Here is a 16504-nt window from a genome sequence, read left to right as displayed (position 1 = left end):
GTCTCCTCTTGTTGGTGCGGCGGCTGGCCCGCCTTACGGTTCCTGCCGGTTCGCCTCGGACCGCGGCAGCCATGCCTCGAACTGCTCCAGCCCCTGGGGCGCCAGATTCCTGATGATGTCGTGAAAACTCATTGGGATGAGCTGCTGCGCCCTGCGGATGAGGTAAGGCGCGGGATGACCGGGCTCGTTGGCCTCGAAGTACGCACAGACCTTGGACAGCATCGCCACGGCCTCGTCGCGCGACTGGATCGTCGCGTCCTGCCAGCGTGCGGCGTGATCCGCCGCGCTCGCGACCGGCTGCGTGGCTGGCGCCTCTGCCGCGGTCCGCGCCTCGTCGGCCGGCGCCGCGGTCGGCCTCGCGGATTGCGGATCGCGCGCCGCGTCCAGCACCAGGTCCAGCGTGCGCAGGATGGCCGCATAGTCGGGCGCCCACGCGGCGCCCAATTTGTCCGTCACGAGTTTCTGAATGCGCCGCAGCGCATCGGCGGCTGAGGCCAGCGCCTGCACGTCGGCATCGCCTTGCGTCCATGCCTGGCGCAAGCGCTCGACCAGGCGCGGACGCCCGCCTGGATAGCCGTCCGCATCCTGGCGGCTGCCGTCCAGCAGCGCTTCGGTATCGCGCACGGTGAGTTGTCCATGCACGCCGCTGATCAGGCTGGCCGAACGCAGGCTGCGCGCACAGCCCTGCATGTCGCCAAAGGCCGCCAATGCGTTCATGCGCGGCATGGGATCGTCTTCCCCCACGCTGTCCAGGCGTGGATGCACCGGCTCCCAATAGCGTTCCAGGGTATCGACGGCCAGCGCCAGGCCATCGCCATAGCCGGGCAGGCCGCGGATTTCGGTCCAGGCTGAGGTCAACAGGCTAATGATGCGCAGGTCGCGGGTGCGTTCCAGCAGCGCGCGCGCCAGGCGTTCGACTTCGCGCCAGTCAGGCGGCTGCGCGGCAATGATGGTCGACCCGAACTGCTGTTCGTCGCGCCCCGCCGCGGCTTGCTGCAGTTGCAGGAAGTCGGCGTCGTATTCGAGGTCTTCCCCGCAGGGCAGACGTGAATCGAGTGTATTGAGGATGCCGGCGAATTCCATAGTCATCAGTTAAATGCCTGCTGGGATGCTGCCTGGATACAACCACTACGCTCCGCGCTGCTTCACGGAAGGGTGAATTCTAGGCATCTCTTTCCGCATGCAACGGCAACCTAACAACTACAGATTTTTCTTACAGATAGCTAACACCCGAGTAAACAATTGAACACTTGTCTCCCTGCTGCATTGATTTTTGGACACAGACCTTACGGAATCGGGCCCATCACGGAAGGACTGTTACCGAAGCGTAAAAAACACAAAAGCATGTGAGAGCGCTTCTCCGGCGCTTTCGCCCCTGCCTACAATCGGCGCTCACGCTGGCGGCAAGACCGGCGCGCATCAGATCCAGAGACAGATTTCCCCGGCGCAGACCCGTTCGTGACGAGCCCCTGCCCGCCTATGCAAGCGGCCCCATCGCGTGGCCGGACATCCCATTGCAGTCATCGTGACGCGCCTGGCGCGCGCCCGCGAAGAAATCGAAAGCAGCAAACGCAGCAACAGGCGAAGCATTCTCATAAGGAGACGGTGAGATGGACCGCAACGTGCCCAGCGAACGTGTCGTCAAGGCGCATACGCCCCTGCCGCCGGAGCAACTGAAGTTCCGCGCCATGCATGGCGCCGAGAGCCTTTCGCAGCTGTACGAACTGGAGGTCGAGCTGGTCTCGGAATCCTATTCGCTGGATATGAAGTCGCTGCTGGGCAAGCCGCTGACGCTGGAGATCGAAACCGGGTCCGCCGCACCGCGCTATCTCAGCGGACACATCACGCGTTGCGCGCTGGTGGGCCGCGAGAACAACACCTCGCGCTACACCATCTACCGCGCCACGGTGCGGCCGTGGCTCTGGTACCTGACCCAGACCTCGGACAACAAGATATTCCAGAACAAGAGCGTGCCCGACGTCATCCGGGAAGTGCTGAAGGACTACGACTATCCCATCGAGTTCAAGCTGGTGGACAGCTACCGCAATTGGGAATACTGCGTCCAGTACCAGGAAACCGACTACGCCTTCATCAGCCGCCTTATGGAGCACGAGGGCATCTACTTCTGGTTCAAGCACGACAAGGGCAAGCACACCCTGGTCCTCACCGACGACATCACGCAGCACGAGCCCGTCTCGGGCTACGAGCAGATTCCCTATTACGGGCCGGACCGCATCACCATCCCGCGCGAAGACCACGTCTACAAATGGGAAGTGGCCGAACAGATCACGCCCGGCGCCTTTGCCACCACGGACTACCATCCGCTCACGCCCGCCGCCAGCCTGGAAGCGCGCCGCAACAACCCCGGCGCGCACGACCATGGCGACCTGGAGATGTACGAATGGCAAGGGGGCTACACCAATCCTGACGACGCGGAGCACTACACCCGCGTGCGGCTCGAAGACCTGCAATGCAGAAAGGAGCAAAGCGCCGGCGGCTCCAACGCCCGCGGGCTGGCCACGGGCCATCTCTTCACGCTGCGCAATCATCCGCGCCAGGCCGAGAACCGCGAGTACCTCGTCGTCAGCACCTACTACCGGATCCGTGAAACAGGCTATGCCAGCGGCCAGCCCGATCCCGGCGACTTCGACCTGGAGTTCGTCGTGCTGCCGTCCAGCACACAATTCCGCGCGCCGCGCGTGACGCCCGTTCCGCGCACCCATGGCCCGCAGACCGCCACGGTAGTGGGCAAGGAAGGAGAGGAAATCTGGACGGACAAGATGGGCCGCATCAAGGTGCAGTTCCATTGGGACCGCTATGGCAAGAAGGACGAGAACAGCTCGTGCTGGGTGCGCGTGTCCAGCCCTTGGGCCGGCGGCGGCTTTGGCGGCATCCAGCTGCCGCGCGTGCGCGATGAAGTGATCGTCGACTTCATCGGCGGGCAGCCCGACCGCCCCATCGTGATCGGCCGCGTCTTCAACGCCAACAACCTGCCGCCCTGGGACCTGCCGGACAATGCCACGCAAAGCGGCTTCCTGAGCCGCTCCAAGAGCGGCACGCCCGCAACGGCGAACGCGCTCATGTTCGAGGACAAGAGCGGCAGCGAACGCATCTGGCTGCATGCGGAACGCGAACTCTGCACCGAGGTGGAAGCCAACGAATTCCATTCGACCGACGAGAACCGCAGCACCACCATCGGCGACAACGACACCACCAGGATCGGCGGCAACCGCGACATCAAGGTCACCGGCACCGACAAGCTGCATGTCGACAAGACGCGCGACGTGTTCGTGAAGGGGCACGAGGAATACACCGTCAAGGCATCGCGCACGGTCAACGTGAAAGACGGCCTGATGGACGAGAAGTTCGACAACGGCCTGAAGACGACGGTCGCAGCCAAGGGCGAGGAACGCGAGATCACGGGTCTCTTCAAGGAAACCTTGAAGAACGGCGAGCAGGTCTACGTGAACGAAGGCGACTCGCTGCATCACGTCAAGACCGGCATGCTCACCGAGAAGGCCAAGGGCAAGGTCGAAGTGCTTTCCACCGACGCGAACATGGACGTCAAGGCCAAGACCGCGATGCACGTGGAGTCCGAAACGTCCACCATGGATCTCAAGGCCAAGGGCAAGATAGACATGGAGTCGACGGGATCCACCGTATTGGTCAAGGCCGACGGCAACATCACGCTGAAAACCCCTGCCGATGTCGTGATGGACGCTGCCAACGTCAAGGATCTTTCCAAGGAAAGCTGGCTTCAGGCCACGCCATTTTCCATCGGCCTGGCAGTGGCCAAGGCGGAATTCGGCATGCATCGCCTGGCGCTGTTCCGCACCACGGTCATGCTGAACCTCTCGTTCACCAACTACGCCATGGTCAGCAGCATCGGACAGATGGTCTCGTACCGCACCACCGGCGCCAGCTACCAGTTCGACGCGGTCACTGCGGAAAAGGTGGGCCTGGGCGCGTCGATGGTCGGTCTCTGGAGCATCATCTAAGGCCGCCATGTCCGACTTCATCGATGCATGGCCCAGCTGGGCCAAGTGGGTATGGCTGGGCCTGTTGCTGTCCCTGGCGCAGGCGGCGTACATGTTGTGGCGCGAGCGCCAGCGTCGCGCGGCGGGACGCAAGGAAGTGCAGCGGCAGGACGGTTTGCGCGTCAGCGGACTGCCCGGCACCGCGCGGGTGACGGCGGCACGCGACACGCGCCGCCGCATCGGCGATACCTTGTACTTCGTCATCGAGCTGGACCTGGACGTCGCCGCCACCAGCGCCACGCCCGCGCTGTCGCGCACGCTCAGCGTGCCCCTGTCGCCCTTGCACCTGGCCGATTTCGGCGTCGGCAAGACCATACAGGTGCGCGTCGATCCCGCGACCCGGGAGGTCGTCGTGGACCAGGCCACCGGATAGCCATGAAGACCATCAAGCCGTTCCGCCTGGGCCTGCTTACCCGCCCCTACCGCTGGCAACGCCGCGACGTGCTGGGCGTGGCGGTGTTCGCGCTGGTCGATATCGCGCACGCGCCCACGCTGCTCATGGACCAGGAACTTTGGAAGCTGGCAGGCGCCGAAGCTGGCGGCCTGCTGGACCTGGCCACGCCCAAGCTGTGTCCGGAAGTGCTGGTCGCCGGCCACGCCTATCCGCATGATCCCAAGAGTCCCGGCGCCTGCGCCGTGCGCCTGAAGGTGGGCGCGATCGACAAATCATTGCTGGTCTTCGGCGACCGCTACTGGCTCGATGGCAAGGCCACCGCCCCCCAGCCCTTCGAGCGCATGCGTCTGGACTGGAGCCGCGCCTACGGCGGCCCCGGCTGCGCAGAAAACCCGCAGGGCATAGGCGCGCAGGAAGAGGACGTCAACGGCGTGCGCGTGCGCCGGCTGCCCAACATCGAACACCCGCAGGAACGCGTCGCATCGCCCTCCCAGCGCGTCGCGCCCGCCGGTTTCACCGCCATGCCCATGGACTGGCCGCAGCGGGCCGCGCTGCTGGGCCGCCAGTATGGCCAGCAGTGGCTGGAACATGACTTCCCGGGCTTCGCGTCCGACATGGACTGGCGCTTCTTCAATGCCGCCCCGCCCGACCAATGGGGGCCCGCCAATTCGGCGCTTGCCGGCGGCGCCGACTATGAACTGTGGAACATGCACCCTGAACGCGAGGTGCTGCGCGGCCGCCTGCCCGACTGGCGCGCCCGCTGTTTCTTCAGCCGCCAGGCCGATGGCAGCGCGCTCGAGGAAGTCGCGTTGCGCCTGACCACGGCCTGGTTCTTCCCCGACCGCACGCAGCTGGCGCTGATCTGGCATGGCGCGCTACCGGTACGCGAAGACGATGCGGCAGATATCCTGCACATCATGCCCGCGCTGGAACACGCCGGCCAGGAGCGCGACGTGGCGCATTACCAGACTGTGGTGGGACAGCGCCTCGATACCGAGCTCGGCGCGGTCCATGCCCTGCTGGATGCCCAGCTCGTACCGGAAGACATCTGCGGCGAGCTGCCGCAGGCGGCCATGGAAGCCACGGCCCAGCGTCCGTCGAACCGCAACCTGCATGCCGGCGCCGCACGGCGGCATGCCCGCGAGCGCGAATCGCTGCTCGCCCAGGGCCTGGATCCCGATCTGTACATGGTTCCCCTGCAGCCGCCGCCAAAGGCGCCTAACCTGGCCGATCTGCCGCAGACCATCCTGCGCATGCAGCGGGAGCTGGAAGAGGCCAAACGCCTGTCGGGCGGTCCCGGCGCGCGCGCGCTGGCCGATCCCAACCTGCCCTCCATGGCCGCAGTCTCCGGGGTAGACATGGACGCACTGCGCAAGCTGGAGGATGACGGCAAGCTTCCCGCCGGCTTCGACCCACGCAAGGTGAAGCGGCACATCGCCGACTTCGATGCCAACCCGCACACGCAGGCCGAGCGCGGCGCGCCGGATGCACCAGGCGTGCCGCCCCCGCTCAGCCAGACCCTGGGTCCGCAGGTGCATCAGGCCTATCAGCAATCGGCGCATCAGTTCGCGCCGCCCCCGCCCATGCCGCCGTTGCGCGCACGGCGCACGCGTTCGAAGCTGGAAGCGCGCCTGAAAGGCAATCGCGATTGCCGCGACATGAACCTGACTGGCGCGGACCTGAGCGGCATGGATCTTTCCGGCGTCGACTTCCAGCGCGCCATCCTGGCCGGCGCCAATCTCGCCGACGCGCGGCTGGACGGCTGCAACCTCACCGACGCGGTGCTGGCAGGCGCCGACCTGGCGCGCACCAGTATGCGCGGCGCCGATATGTCGCGCGCGAACCTGGGCCGCACGCAGTGCGTGCAGACGGACTTCACCGAAAGCCGCATCAAGGAAACCATCTGGGACCATGCCAACTGCGAAGATTGCAGCTTTGCCGGCAGCGTCTGGTTGCTGGGACGCCTGCATCAGGCGCGCTTGCGCGGCTGCGACCTGAGCGGCGCGTCTTTCGAGCAATGGGCCGCGATGATGGCCGCCTTCGAGGATTGCCGCTTTCACCAAGCGCGCTTGAATCAATGCGTGTTCATGCAGGGCACGATGGCGAACGCCGACTTCTCCGGCGCGGACTTGCTGCGCGTCAGCTTCATGGACGTGGAGTTCTCGGGCCGCCATAGCATGGAGAACGCCACGCTCGATGGCTGCGCCTACGCGGGACGCGTAGCGCTTGCCGGCGCCTGCCTGCGCGGCATGCGGTTCAAGGTGGGCAGCATGCGTGGCGCGATGCTCGATCGCGCCGACTTGCGTGGCGCGCAAGTCGCCGCCAGTGACTTTTCGAACTGCAGCCTGCGGGAAGCAGACCTCAGCGGCATGGCCGCCCCCGACACCCACTTCGTGCGCGCCGACTTCACCGGCGCGCGCCTGCGCAACGCCAACCTGATCAACAGCCTGCTCGGCAAGGCCATCCTGCTGCGCGCCGACCTGACCGGCGCCAACCTCTTTCGCGCGGATGTCGCGCAGGCGCAGATGGACGGCAGCACCGGGCTGGACGACGCCCATACCCAAGGCGCCAAGCTCTGGCCGGCCCGGCAGCCGGAGAACGCCGCATGAACCTGGATCAGTTGCTGGACCAGGTGCGCCACGGCGAGCCGATAGCGCACCGCAGCCTGGCGGGCCGGGACCTGCGCGGCCTGGACCTGGCGGGCGCGTTCTTCGACCAAGTGGATTTGAGCGGCGCCAGGATGAGCGGTTGCCAGTTGCAGGACAGCCAATTCCTCAACTGCGTGCTGACTGGCGTGGACGCCGCGGACGCCAATCTGGATATGGCCCGGCTGTTCCGCTGTCAGGCCCGCGGGGCGGTGCTGGACCGCAGCCACGCCCATGGCGTCAGCTTCACCGAATGCGATCTGGGTCAGGCCAGCCTGGAAGGGGCCGAGCTGAAGGAAGCGGCGTTCAACTCCACCTCGCTCGAAGGCGCCTCCTTGCGATCCGCCCGCGTGGAACGCTCGGTGTTCTCGCGCGGCGTGCTGACGCGTGCCGACCTGTCGCAGGCCCGGATGAGCTACACCCTGTTCCACCAGCTGGACCTGCGCAGCATCGTGCTGGCGGGCGCCGGCGCGGAAAGCACCATGTTCATCGAATGCGATCTGACGGCGCAGGACTTCTCGTCCCAAGCCTACCCGCTCTGCCATTTCACCGACAGCCAGCTGGACGGCGCGGACTTCCGCAATGCCGACCTGCGCCAGGCCGGCTTCAAGGGCGCGTCGCTGCGCGGCGCGCGCTTCGCTGGCGCGTCGGCCCCGCAGTGCTTGTTCCCTCAGGCCGACCTGAGCGGCGCCGACCTGCAGGGCGGCCGTTTCGACGGCGCCATCTGGGCCGAGACAACGCTGGACGGCGCCTCCTTGCGCGGCGCCAGCCTGTCGCTGTGCATCTTCCAGCGCGCGCGTTGCGCCGACACCGATTTCCGCGGCGCCAACCTGACCGACGCCGACTTCTCGCTGGCCGACCTGGGCGGGGCCGACCTGCGCGACGCCACCTTCCTGCGCACGCGCATGCATCGCGCGTTGACCCAGGGCACGCGTTGGACGCAACGCCGCGGCATCATCGAAAACGACGCGCCCCTGCTTGAAGCCGAACTCTGGTCGGCCGGACGCGCCTCCCTTTGACCCCACGCGGCATCGCCGCCCCCTCGCCGCCTAAGGAGATCAACATGCTCGCAGTCTGCCAATTGCCCAGCCTGGCCGTGGGCGTTCCCGACGTCTGCAAGACCCCGGTGCCGCCGGTGCCCCACATCGACACGGCGACCTCGTCCATGGGTATCCCCGTGGTCTGGAATGTATGGTTGATGGCAGCGCCGGTGCACAACATGGCGACGGTGATACCGGTCACGCTGGGCGATACCGCCGGCGTGGGCGGCGGCCTGATCTCGCAGACCTTCATGGGCCAGTCGCGCTACATGACGGGCGCGTTCACCATGCTGGTGCGCGGCGCGCCCATCGTCCGCATGACGAGCCTGACGCTGCAGAACACCATCAATGCGCCTGGCGTCAAGGTGTACTCGCCCCAGCCGGTGATGGTCGTGCTGACGGCCTGAACAGGCCGTCAGCGCCTACAGTTCGCCGTAGGAGTGCAGGCCCGACAGGAACATGTTCACGCCCAGGAAGGCGAAGCCGGTGATCAGCAGGCCCATCAGCGCCCAGTAGGCCGCCATGGTGCCGCGCAGGCCCTTGATCAGGCGCATGTGCAGCCAGGCCGCGTAGTTGAGCCAGACGATCAGCGCCCAGGTTTCCTTGGGGTCCCATTGCCAATACGCGCCCCAGGCGTCGGCCGCCCACAGCGCGCCCAGGATGGTGGCGACGGTGAAGAATGCGAAGCCGATCGCGATGGCGCGATACATGATGTCGTCCAGCACTTCCAGCGAGGGCAGCGCCGCGGCGATGCGGCGGCGTCCCAGCAGGATGGCGCCCACGATCACCGCGCCCACGCCGAAGTACAGCATCCAGGTGGCCGACAGGCCATCGGTACGGAACACCATGGGCTCGGCGCACAGCAGCACGCCCAGCACGAACAGCGGCGCCAGCTTGGCCCAGGACGTGGTCTGGCCATGTTGTTTCACCAGGTAGGCAAAGCCCACCATGGCGGCCAGCGAGAAGGTGCCGTAGCCAATGAAATTGGCCGGAACGTGCAGCTTCATCCACCAGCTCTTGAGCGCCGGCACCAGCGGCTGGATCTGCCCGGCGTCGCGCGTGAAGGAGTACCACAGCAGGAACACCACGGCCGACGTCACCACCAGCATCACGAAGCCGCCCAGCGCGCGCGTGGCGTACTTGCGTTCGTAGTAGAGGTAGAACAGCGCCGTGATCAGCGCAAACAGCACGAACACTTCATACAGGTTGCTGACCGGGATGTGGCCCAGGTCCGGGCCCATCAAGTGTCCTTCGCGCCAGCGCACCAGGAGGCCCGTGACGCCGGCGAACACCGCGCCCCAGCTCAGCGCCGTGCCCAGCCAGGCGGCGGTAGGGCTGAAGAAGCCGATCCAGTAGCAGACCATGGCCAGCGCGAACAGCGCGCACATCCACAGGATGGCCGACTGCGACGAGAACAGGTACTTCAGGAAGAACACCTGCTCGGCCCGGGCCAGGTCGTTGCCGTACAGCATCAGCGCCAACCCCGCCGCAATGGCACAGGCGACCATCAGGTGGCGCAGCGGGCGCCACAGCCAGCCCATCCAGGCCAGCACCGGGACGGTGCCGCACAGGATGATCTTCTCGTAATAGTCCATCGCGTTGCTGTAGCGGGTCAGCGCGAATCCCGCACCCACCGCCAGCAACAGGAAGAAGACGACGTCGGTCCAATCGGGCCTGCCGCGCTGCGCGCGGCCGTCGCCGGTTTCGGACAGGGCGTCCTGCCAAAGTTGATCAGGCGAGGCAGCCAACGTTTGCGCCGGCGCGGGATGCGTAGTGGTCGTAGTGGACATAGGAAACCTTAAGACCTCTTCTGGCGCAGCAGCGCCTGCTTGAAGCGTTCAAACTCCTGGTTGAAGTCGAGTGTACGCTTCTGGGACGTCATGGCCGCCAGGACGCTGCTGCCGCCGCCTTGCGGCTTGATCCAGATCCAGATGCGGCGGTCTCGAATATAGAACATCGAGAACACGCCCAGGACCAACAGCAGGCTGCCCAGGTAGACGGTGTTCTTGCCGGGCGTGCGACTGACCTGGAACACGCTGGCCTGCACGTGCTTGAAGTCCGCGAGCGACAGGAACACTGGCGCCGGATAGACGGTCAGGTCCGACAGCGCGGCCACGGACAGGCGCGACCAGACGGCGGCGCGTTCGGCCTCCGGGCCTTCGGTGGCCACGGGGGGCAGGCCGGCGCGCTCGCGCTCGATGGCGCGCAACTCGTTCATGCTGGCGCCGATCAGGCGGATCACCACGTCGGCTGCCCGCTCCAGGTCCTGCGGCGGCGTGTTGGCCTGCAGGAACGCCGCCACGGCTTGCAAGCCGCCGGAGGCGAAGGTTTCCAGGGCGCGCTCGGCTGCCGTCTGCAGGGGCTGGCGATCCGTCCCCGCCGGGCTGTTGCGTTCCGCGAAGCGGCGCGCGGCCTCCTGGCGCGCTGCGGGGTCGGCCAGAGTCGCGCGCAGGCGCATGAATTCGGCGATCGAGCTGTCGTCGTCCGCCGGAATGCGCAGGTAGCGGAACGGCTCGGAGGCGTTGTTGCGCACCCCGGCCAGGAACACGGCGGCGCCGTCCAGCTCGACGGGCAGCATGTAATTCTGGAATTCGTGGGCCTGGCCCGCATCGTCGATCAGCTTGTATTCGACGCTGGGACCGACGTTGCGCAGGTTTTCGTTCTTTTTGCCTGCGGCGCTGCCGGACACCGACGCGACATGGTCGGCAAAGCTCTGGTTGCCGCCCTTGGGTACGCCGCCGGTCAGATCCTCGACGTTGATGGGCCGCAGGGCCGTGATCTCGATCCCCATGCTGCGCGCGCCGCGGGCAGTGTGAGCGGTTACTTCGCTGGTCTTGCCCACCGTACCGTCAACCGCGAAGGTAGCGGCGGCAGATCCTACTAGCGGATAGCCTTTCAGCGTCACCGCGCTGCCGCCGTCGTCGAAGCTGGATTGGTAGACCGTCATGCCCTTGAAGCGCAGCGGCTCGTTGACCTCGATGGTGGAATCGAAACTCTTGCCGGTGTCCGGGTCGGTGACCTCGACCTCGCTGGCGAAGCGGCTGGGCATGCCGGTGGAGTAATAGTCGACCACGAACTTCTTGAGCTTCAGCGTGAAGGGCATGGGCTGCACCAGGGCGCCGTCGCCCACCATCACGACCGCCGTGCTGGCCTGGCCGCCCTCGGGCACCAGGACGCTGGCGCGGAAGCTCGGGTTGTCGACCGACAAGCGGCCGCTTTCCGGCACTTCCGAGATCAGCATGTTTTCGACGATGGGCTTCTTACCACCGAACATGACCTGCAGGCGCACCGGCAACTCGCTGTCCAGCAGGCCGCCGATGCAGATGATGACCATGGCGGCGTGGGCGAACACGTAGCCCAGGCGGTTGGCGCTGCCCTTCTTCGCCGCCAGCAGCACGCCATCCGCATCCTGGCGTTCGCGCACCGCATAACCCAGCCGGCCCAACAGGGATTTGAGGCCCGCAGCCGTCTGCGGCACGTCGGTGGGCTCTTCGGTTTCCACCCGGTGCGGGAAGGCGCGCAAGCTGCTGGCGCGCACATGTTCGCGGAACGAGCGCGCATCGCGCAGCATCTTGGGCGCGTTGCGGATCAGGCAGACCGAGGTCGACACGACCAGGAACCCCATGATCAGCAGGAACCACCAGCTGTTGTAGACGTGCCAGATGGAGAACTTGTCGAACACTTCGAACCAGAACGGCCCGAACTGATCGATGTAGTTGTTGGACGAGCGGTTCTGCTGCAGGACGGTCCCGACCAGGCTCGCCACGCAGATGAACATCAGCAGGCTGACGGCGAAACGCATCGAACCCAGCAATTCGAAGAAATCGCCGGGCAGGCTGCGCAGGGAAGGACGGGAGTGTGTACGGGTCGAATTCATGAAAAAAGGGGGGCCGCGCTATCGGCTACCCCCCTCATAGACAGCGCGCGGCGGAAGCAGGTTCCGCTGCGCTGAGTTTGCAGAACGCGGACCAGCCGCGCGCGTGGCGGGCTGGCGCCTACCGCAGACCGGCGGCGTAGTCCGACACGGCCTTGATGTCGGCGTCCGACATGCGGTCCGCGATGGCGAACATGACGTCGTTCTTGCGGTCGCCGCTGCGGAACAGCTTCAGCTGCTCTTCAATGTACATGGGGAACTGGCCCGACAGCCGGGGGTACTGGCTGGGAATGCCCGCGCCATTGGCAGAATGGCACGAGGCGCAAGCCGGAACCTTGCGATCAGGCAAACCGCCGCGCCAGATCTTTTGACCCAGATCAACCAGCTTCTCCTGGCCGGCCGTGGCGGGCTCCTTGAGCGGCTGCTGCGCCAGGTACAGCGCGATGTTCTGCATGTCGGCGGGCGTCAGGTTCTGCGCCATGGCCGTCATCGGGGTGGGATTGCCGCCCGCGCCATTGCGCACCGGCAGCTTGGCGCCGGGCTTGACCTGGAAGTCGGCCAATTGCTTGGCCAGGTACTCGTGGGACTGCGCGGCCAGGTTGGGGTTCACCGGGATGGTGCTATTGCCCGCCGCGCCATGACAGGACGCACAGGCGATGATGCCCCTGGCCGCATCGCCCTGGTCAAACAGCTGTCCGCCCTTGGCGGCATCTGGTTTTACCGGGCCCGCGGCGCCTTCGGCGGCGAAACTCGTAGTAGATAAGGCGGAGGCGCCGAGCAACAGCCCGCTCGCAACCAACATCCGGGACAGCACACGCTTCATGAAGACCTCGACGATCGCATCGATCAAGGCGCAAAAAGGCGCCCACGCCTGCCCGCACACCCTGGAATACCGTATCGAACCTGTTTTGCCTTCCTGCCTGCGATGTTGCTGCGAACTTGCCGGATAAAGCGTTCAGCAAGCGAAACAGTAAGCAAAAAAGACGGCTCCGCGCACGGGGACCACTGTTGCAAACGCCGGATTATACAATAGGGCTCGAAACCAACCGTATCCAAAGCCACCCGTGTCCCTCCTACATCGCGCCTCTTTCCTCACGTCCGCGGCTCGCCTCGACCAGTTGCCGGCCGCCGGCGCTCCCGAGGTCTGCTTTGTCGGCCGCTCCAATGCCGGCAAATCCACGGCCATCAACGTGCTGTGCAACCAGCGCCGCCTTGCCTTCTCCAGCAAGACGCCGGGCCGCACGCGCCTGATCAATATGTTCAGCCTGCCCGACCCGCTGGATCCGGAAGGCCACATCGGCTATCTCGTCGACCTGCCCGGCTACGGCTACGCCTCCGTGGCCCGCGACGAAAAAGAAAAATGGGCCGACATCCTGGGCGGCTATCTGCGCGACCGCGAATCGCTGGCCGGCATCGTGCTGCTCATTGACATCCGCCGCGGCGTCACCGAACTGGACCGCCGCCTCGCCAACTTCATCGCCCCCACCGGCCGCCCGGTGCTGGCGCTGCTGACCAAGGCCGACAAGCTGCCCTACGGCCAGCGCGTGCGCACCGTGTTCTCCGTGCGCAAGGACCTGGCCGATATCGGCGCCCTGCACACCATCCCCTTCTCGGCGCCTGAACGCATCGGCCTGGAAGAGGCCGGCGCGCACATAGAAAACTGGATTTCACCCAAGGTCGTACCATGAACCCGCAGATCATCTCCCCTGAATTCCCGGTATCCCGCCCGCGCCGCCTGCGCCGCGACGACTTCACCCGCCGCCTGGTGCGCGAAAACGCCCTGACGGTCAACGATCTGATCTATCCCGTGTTCGTGGCCGAAGGCACTGGCCTGCAGCAAGCCGTGCCGTCGCTGCCGGGCGTGGTCCGCTATTCGCTGGACACGCTGCTGCCGGTGGCCCGCGAATGCGTGGACCTCGGCATTCCCGTGCTGGCGCTGTTCCCCGCCATCGACCCCTCGCTCAAGACGCCCGACGGCATCGAAGCCACCAACCCCAATGGCCTGATCCCGCGCGTGGTGCGTGAACTGAAGAAGCACGTCCCCGAACTCGGCATTCTGTGCGACGTGGCGCTGGACCCCTACACCAGCCACGGCCAGGACGGCGTCATCGACGAGAACGGCTACGTCATCAACGAAGCCACCGTCGAAATCCTGGTCAAGCAGGCGCTCACGCAAGCCGAGGCCGGCGTCGACATGGTCGCGCCCAGCGACATGATGGACGGCCGCATCGGCGCCGTGCGCCGCGCGCTGGAAGCCAACGGCCACATCCATACGCAGATCATGGCCTACTCCGCCAAGTACGCCAGCGCCTTCTACGGCCCGTTCCGCGACGCCGTGGGCTCGGCCACCAACCTGGGCAAGTCCAACAAGATGGCTTACCAGATGGATCCGGGCAACCTCGACGAAGCCCTGCGCGAAGTCGCCGCCGACCTGCAGGAAGGCGCCGACATGGTCATGGTCAAGCCCGGCATGCCCTACCTGGACGTGCTGCGCCGGGTCAAGGACACGTTCCGCGTGCCCACCTTCGCCTACCAGGTCAGCGGCGAGTACGCCATGATCAAGGCCGCCGCCGCCAACGGCTGGCTGGACCACGACAAGGTCATGATGGAAGCGCTCCTGGCGTTCAAGCGCGCCGGCGCCGACGGCATCCTGACGTACTTCGCGATCGAAGCCGCGAAGCTGCTGAAGAGCCAGCGTTAAGCGCTATGCGGCATCGCGGGCCAGGCCAACATGGGCCGCCCGCGACGCCTGCCGCAAATCAAGTCTTGGCGGCCGCATTGCGGCCCGCTGCCGGCGCCCCGCGCCGCAATCCCAGCCAGGTTCCCGCCAGCACGCAGGCCAGTCCCGCGACGTGCGTGGGCGTGACGTGCTCGTCCAGGAACAGGGCCGCGAACAGCAGGCCGAAGATCGGCAGCCAGTTCACGAACAAGGCTGCCCGGCTGATGCCCAGCCGCGCGATGCCGGCATTCCAGACGATGTTGCTGACGCCCGAGGCGATCACCGCGGAAAACAGCAGCACCAGCCACGGCCACCACGTCATCTGCCAGGTATCGCCCTGGTAGGACGCGGGCGTCAGCGCCGCGTGCACCACCAGCATCAGGCCGCCGGCCAGGTACATGTACCAGAGCATGCCCAGCGGATCCATGCTGCGCGACATGCGCTGGATCACCAGCCCGCCGCAGACGAACACCAGCACCGCCACGAACACGATCGCATCGCCCCAACCCGTCAGGCCGATCCGCGCGCCGCTGCCGACCACCACCATGCCCACGCCCAAGAGCCCCAACAAGGCGCCGGAAATGCGCACCAGCGTCAGTTTCTCGCGATAGAAGATGGCCGCCAGCAACGCCGACAGCAAGGGGCTGGTCGCCATGATGAGCGTGCCGTTCGCGGCTGACGACACCCGCAGTCCTGTCACCAGTGCAATCTGGTGCGCATACACGACCAGGAAGCCCGCCAGCGCAACCCAGCCCAGCTCCGCGCGACCGAGCCGGGGGATGCGGCCGCGGCGGGCCTTGATGATGAGGGTGACGGTGATGAACGCAATGACGATGCGCACGGCCGCCAGGGCCTGCACATCCATGTGCAGCGTCAGGTACTTGACCGAGACGATGTTCAGGCCCCATGTGGCCATGACGAACATCAATTGAAGATAGATAAGACCTGTGCGGTCCTGGCTTGCATCAACTGTCGGGGACGTCACGGGCGCCGGCCTGGAAGGGGAATGGGACGCGCCGCCCACGCGGCGCCGCGGACATGGTATCGCGCCTGGGGCCTGGACTCAATGCGCGCCGAGGTATGCGGCCCGCACGTTGGGATCGCGCAGCAGTTCCGCGCCCGAGCCGCTCAGGGTGATGCGGCCGGTCTCCAGCACATAGGCCCGGTCCGCCACGCCCAACGCCTGGTTGGCCATCTGCTCCACCAGCACGATGGTCAGCCCGTCGTCGCGCAGCTTGCAGATCGCCGCGAAGATGTCCTGCACGATCAAAGGCGCCAGCCCCAGCGAGGGTTCGTCCAGGCACAGCAGGCGCGGTTCGCTCATCAGCGCGCGCGCCATCGCCAGCATCTGCTGCTCGCCGCCCGACAAGGTGCCGGCCAGCTGCTCGCGCCGTTCGCGCAGCCGCGGGAACAGCCGGTAGCCGCGCTCCACGCCTTCGGCCACTGCCGCGGGATCCCTGCGCCGGATGTAGGCGCCCAGCACCAGGTTGTCGTAGACGGTCTGGTCCGCGAACACGCCGCGCCCTTCCGGCGACAGCGCCAGGCCCAGGCCCACGCGCTGATGCGCCGCCACCTGCGTGATATCGCGCCCGTCGAAGGTCACGCGTCCGCCCTGCAAGGGCTCCAAGCCCGCCACGCCCTTCAAGAGCGTGCTCTTGCCCGCGCCGTTAGCGCCGATGATGGTCACGATCTCGCCCGCGCGGATCTCCAGCGACACATCGCGCACCGCCTGGATCGCGCCATACGAAATCTGCACGGATTCTAGTTTCAGCATCGTCTTACGGCCTGTTCCTAC

General features: G+C 66.3%; 14 protein-coding genes. 8 read left to right on the top strand and 6 right to left on the bottom strand.

The genetic code is table 11. The features are described 5' to 3' along the window. Positions 1-33: 33 nt before the first annotated feature. Positions 34-1083 carry a type VI secretion system protein TssA gene (gene tssA, locus HV793_RS08110; RefSeq protein WP_175213167.1) on the bottom strand — a complete coding sequence of 350 codons (1050 nt, stop codon included), beginning with the start codon at positions 1081-1083 and terminating at the stop codon, positions 34-36. Positions 1084-1610: 527 nt separating this feature from the next. Here tssA and HV793_RS08105 point away from each other — a divergent pair. Genes HV793_RS08105 through HV793_RS08085 form a run of 5 tightly spaced genes read left to right on the top strand, consistent with a single transcriptional unit; the run spans position 1611 to position 8523 of the window. Continuing rightward, on the top strand, positions 1611-3998 hold the full coding sequence (locus HV793_RS08105; protein WP_054457222.1) for a type VI secretion system Vgr family protein: 2388 nt from the start codon (positions 1611-1613) through the stop codon (positions 3996-3998). A 7-nt stretch (positions 3999-4005) separates the two neighbouring features. After that, positions 4006-4410 carry a hypothetical protein gene (locus HV793_RS08100; RefSeq protein WP_175160050.1) on the top strand — a complete coding sequence of 135 codons (405 nt, stop codon included), beginning with the start codon at positions 4006-4008 and terminating at the stop codon, positions 4408-4410. A gap of 2 nt (positions 4411-4412) precedes the next feature. Next, positions 4413-7040, top strand: a complete 2628-nt coding sequence (locus HV793_RS08095) for a DUF2169 family type VI secretion system accessory protein (RefSeq protein WP_054457227.1) — start codon at positions 4413-4415, stop codon at positions 7038-7040. Then, on the top strand, positions 7037-8095 hold the full coding sequence (locus HV793_RS08090; RefSeq protein WP_175212961.1) for a pentapeptide repeat-containing protein: 1059 nt from the start codon (positions 7037-7039) through the stop codon (positions 8093-8095). Before HV793_RS08095 ends, HV793_RS08090 begins: the two co-directional genes overlap by 4 nt. 44 nt (positions 8096-8139) lie before the next feature. Beyond that, positions 8140-8523 carry a DUF4150 domain-containing protein gene (locus tag HV793_RS08085; RefSeq protein WP_054457232.1) on the top strand — a complete coding sequence of 128 codons (384 nt, stop codon included), beginning with the start codon at positions 8140-8142 and terminating at the stop codon, positions 8521-8523. Between the two features lie 15 nt (positions 8524-8538). Here HV793_RS08085 and ccsB read toward each other — a convergent pair whose 3' ends face one another. The 3 genes from ccsB to HV793_RS08070 form a co-directional block, all read right to left on the bottom strand. Next, positions 8539-9906 carry a c-type cytochrome biogenesis protein CcsB gene (gene ccsB / locus HV793_RS08080; RefSeq protein WP_054457234.1) on the bottom strand — a complete coding sequence of 456 codons (1368 nt, stop codon included), beginning with the start codon at positions 9904-9906 and terminating at the stop codon, positions 8539-8541. 8 nt (positions 9907-9914) lie between these two features. After that, positions 9915-11993 (bottom strand): cytochrome c biogenesis protein ResB, encoded by a 2079-nt coding sequence (locus HV793_RS08075; RefSeq protein WP_175212960.1) that lies wholly within the window; start codon positions 11991-11993, stop codon positions 9915-9917. 118 nt (positions 11994-12111) lie between these two features. Continuing rightward, positions 12112-12813: a c-type cytochrome gene (locus HV793_RS08070; protein WP_042797483.1), complete on the bottom strand. Its 702-nt coding sequence runs from the start codon at positions 12811-12813 to the stop codon at positions 12112-12114. Between HV793_RS08070 and HV793_RS31235 the strand changes: the two genes are divergently transcribed. From HV793_RS31235 to hemB, 3 genes are all read left to right on the top strand, one after another. Next, the gene (locus tag HV793_RS31235) at positions 12812-12940 is read left to right on the top strand and encodes a hypothetical protein (RefSeq protein WP_255509206.1); all 129 of its coding nucleotides are present in this window, start codon (positions 12812-12814) and stop codon (positions 12938-12940) included. The two genes, HV793_RS08070 and HV793_RS31235, sit on opposite strands and share 2 nt — an antisense overlap. A gap of 114 nt (positions 12941-13054) precedes the next feature. Then, a complete protein-coding gene (gene yihA, locus HV793_RS08065) occupies positions 13055-13678 on the top strand; it encodes a ribosome biogenesis GTP-binding protein YihA/YsxC (RefSeq protein WP_042795930.1) in 624 nt (207 codons plus the stop codon). After that, a complete protein-coding gene (gene hemB / locus HV793_RS08060) occupies positions 13675-14691 on the top strand; it encodes a porphobilinogen synthase (RefSeq protein WP_054457239.1) in 1017 nt (338 codons plus the stop codon). Before yihA ends, hemB begins: the two co-directional genes overlap by 4 nt. Before the next feature lie 58 nt (positions 14692-14749). Here the strand turns inward: hemB and HV793_RS08055 are convergent, their stop codons facing one another. Together HV793_RS08055 and HV793_RS08050 are read right to left on the bottom strand one after the other, a co-directional pair. After that, positions 14750-15634: a DMT family transporter gene (locus tag HV793_RS08055; protein WP_119449922.1), complete on the bottom strand. Its 885-nt coding sequence runs from the start codon at positions 15632-15634 to the stop codon at positions 14750-14752. Positions 15635-15772: 138 nt separating this feature from the next. After that, positions 15773-16483, bottom strand: coding sequence for an ABC transporter ATP-binding protein (locus HV793_RS08050; protein WP_054457241.1), 711 nt, complete (start codon positions 16481-16483; stop codon positions 15773-15775). Positions 16484-16504: the final 21 nt, after the last annotated feature.

The sequence above is a fragment of the Achromobacter aegrifaciens genome (assembly GCF_902859965.1).
GTDB classification, from domain to species: Bacteria; Pseudomonadota; Gammaproteobacteria; order Burkholderiales; family Burkholderiaceae_B; genus Achromobacter; species Achromobacter aegrifaciens.
This window is presented reverse-complemented; position numbering and strand designations above follow the sequence as displayed.

Bases quoted from the DNA above. Each gene is read 5' to 3' on its own strand.
- tssA (WP_175213167.1), bottom strand. From the start codon at position 1,083: ATGGAATTCGCCGGCATCCTCAATACACTCGATTCACGTCTGCCCTGC.
- HV793_RS08105 (WP_054457222.1), top strand. From the start codon at position 1,611: ATGGACCGCAACGTGCCCAGCGAACGTGTCGTCAAGGCGCATACGCCC.
- HV793_RS08100 (WP_175160050.1), top strand. From the start codon at position 4,006: ATGTCCGACTTCATCGATGCATGGCCCAGCTGGGCCAAGTGGGTATGG.
- HV793_RS08095 (WP_054457227.1), top strand. From the start codon at position 4,413: ATGAAGACCATCAAGCCGTTCCGCCTGGGCCTGCTTACCCGCCCCTAC.
- HV793_RS08090 (WP_175212961.1), top strand. From the start codon at position 7,037: ATGAACCTGGATCAGTTGCTGGACCAGGTGCGCCACGGCGAGCCGATA.
- HV793_RS08085 (WP_054457232.1), top strand. From the start codon at position 8,140: ATGCTCGCAGTCTGCCAATTGCCCAGCCTGGCCGTGGGCGTTCCCGAC.
- ccsB (WP_054457234.1), bottom strand. From the start codon at position 9,906: ATGTCCACTACGACCACTACGCATCCCGCGCCGGCGCAAACGTTGGCT.
- HV793_RS08075 (WP_175212960.1), bottom strand. From the start codon at position 11,993: ATGAATTCGACCCGTACACACTCCCGTCCTTCCCTGCGCAGCCTGCCC.
- HV793_RS31235 (WP_255509206.1), top strand. From the start codon at position 12,812: ATGAAGACCTCGACGATCGCATCGATCAAGGCGCAAAAAGGCGCCCAC.
- HV793_RS08070 (WP_042797483.1), bottom strand. From the start codon at position 12,813: ATGAAGCGTGTGCTGTCCCGGATGTTGGTTGCGAGCGGGCTGTTGCTC.
- hemB (WP_054457239.1), top strand. From the start codon at position 13,675: ATGAACCCGCAGATCATCTCCCCTGAATTCCCGGTATCCCGCCCGCGC.
- HV793_RS08055 (WP_119449922.1), bottom strand. From the start codon at position 15,634: ATGTTCGTCATGGCCACATGGGGCCTGAACATCGTCTCGGTCAAGTAC.
- HV793_RS08050 (WP_054457241.1), bottom strand. From the start codon at position 16,483: ATGCTGAAACTAGAATCCGTGCAGATTTCGTATGGCGCGATCCAGGCG.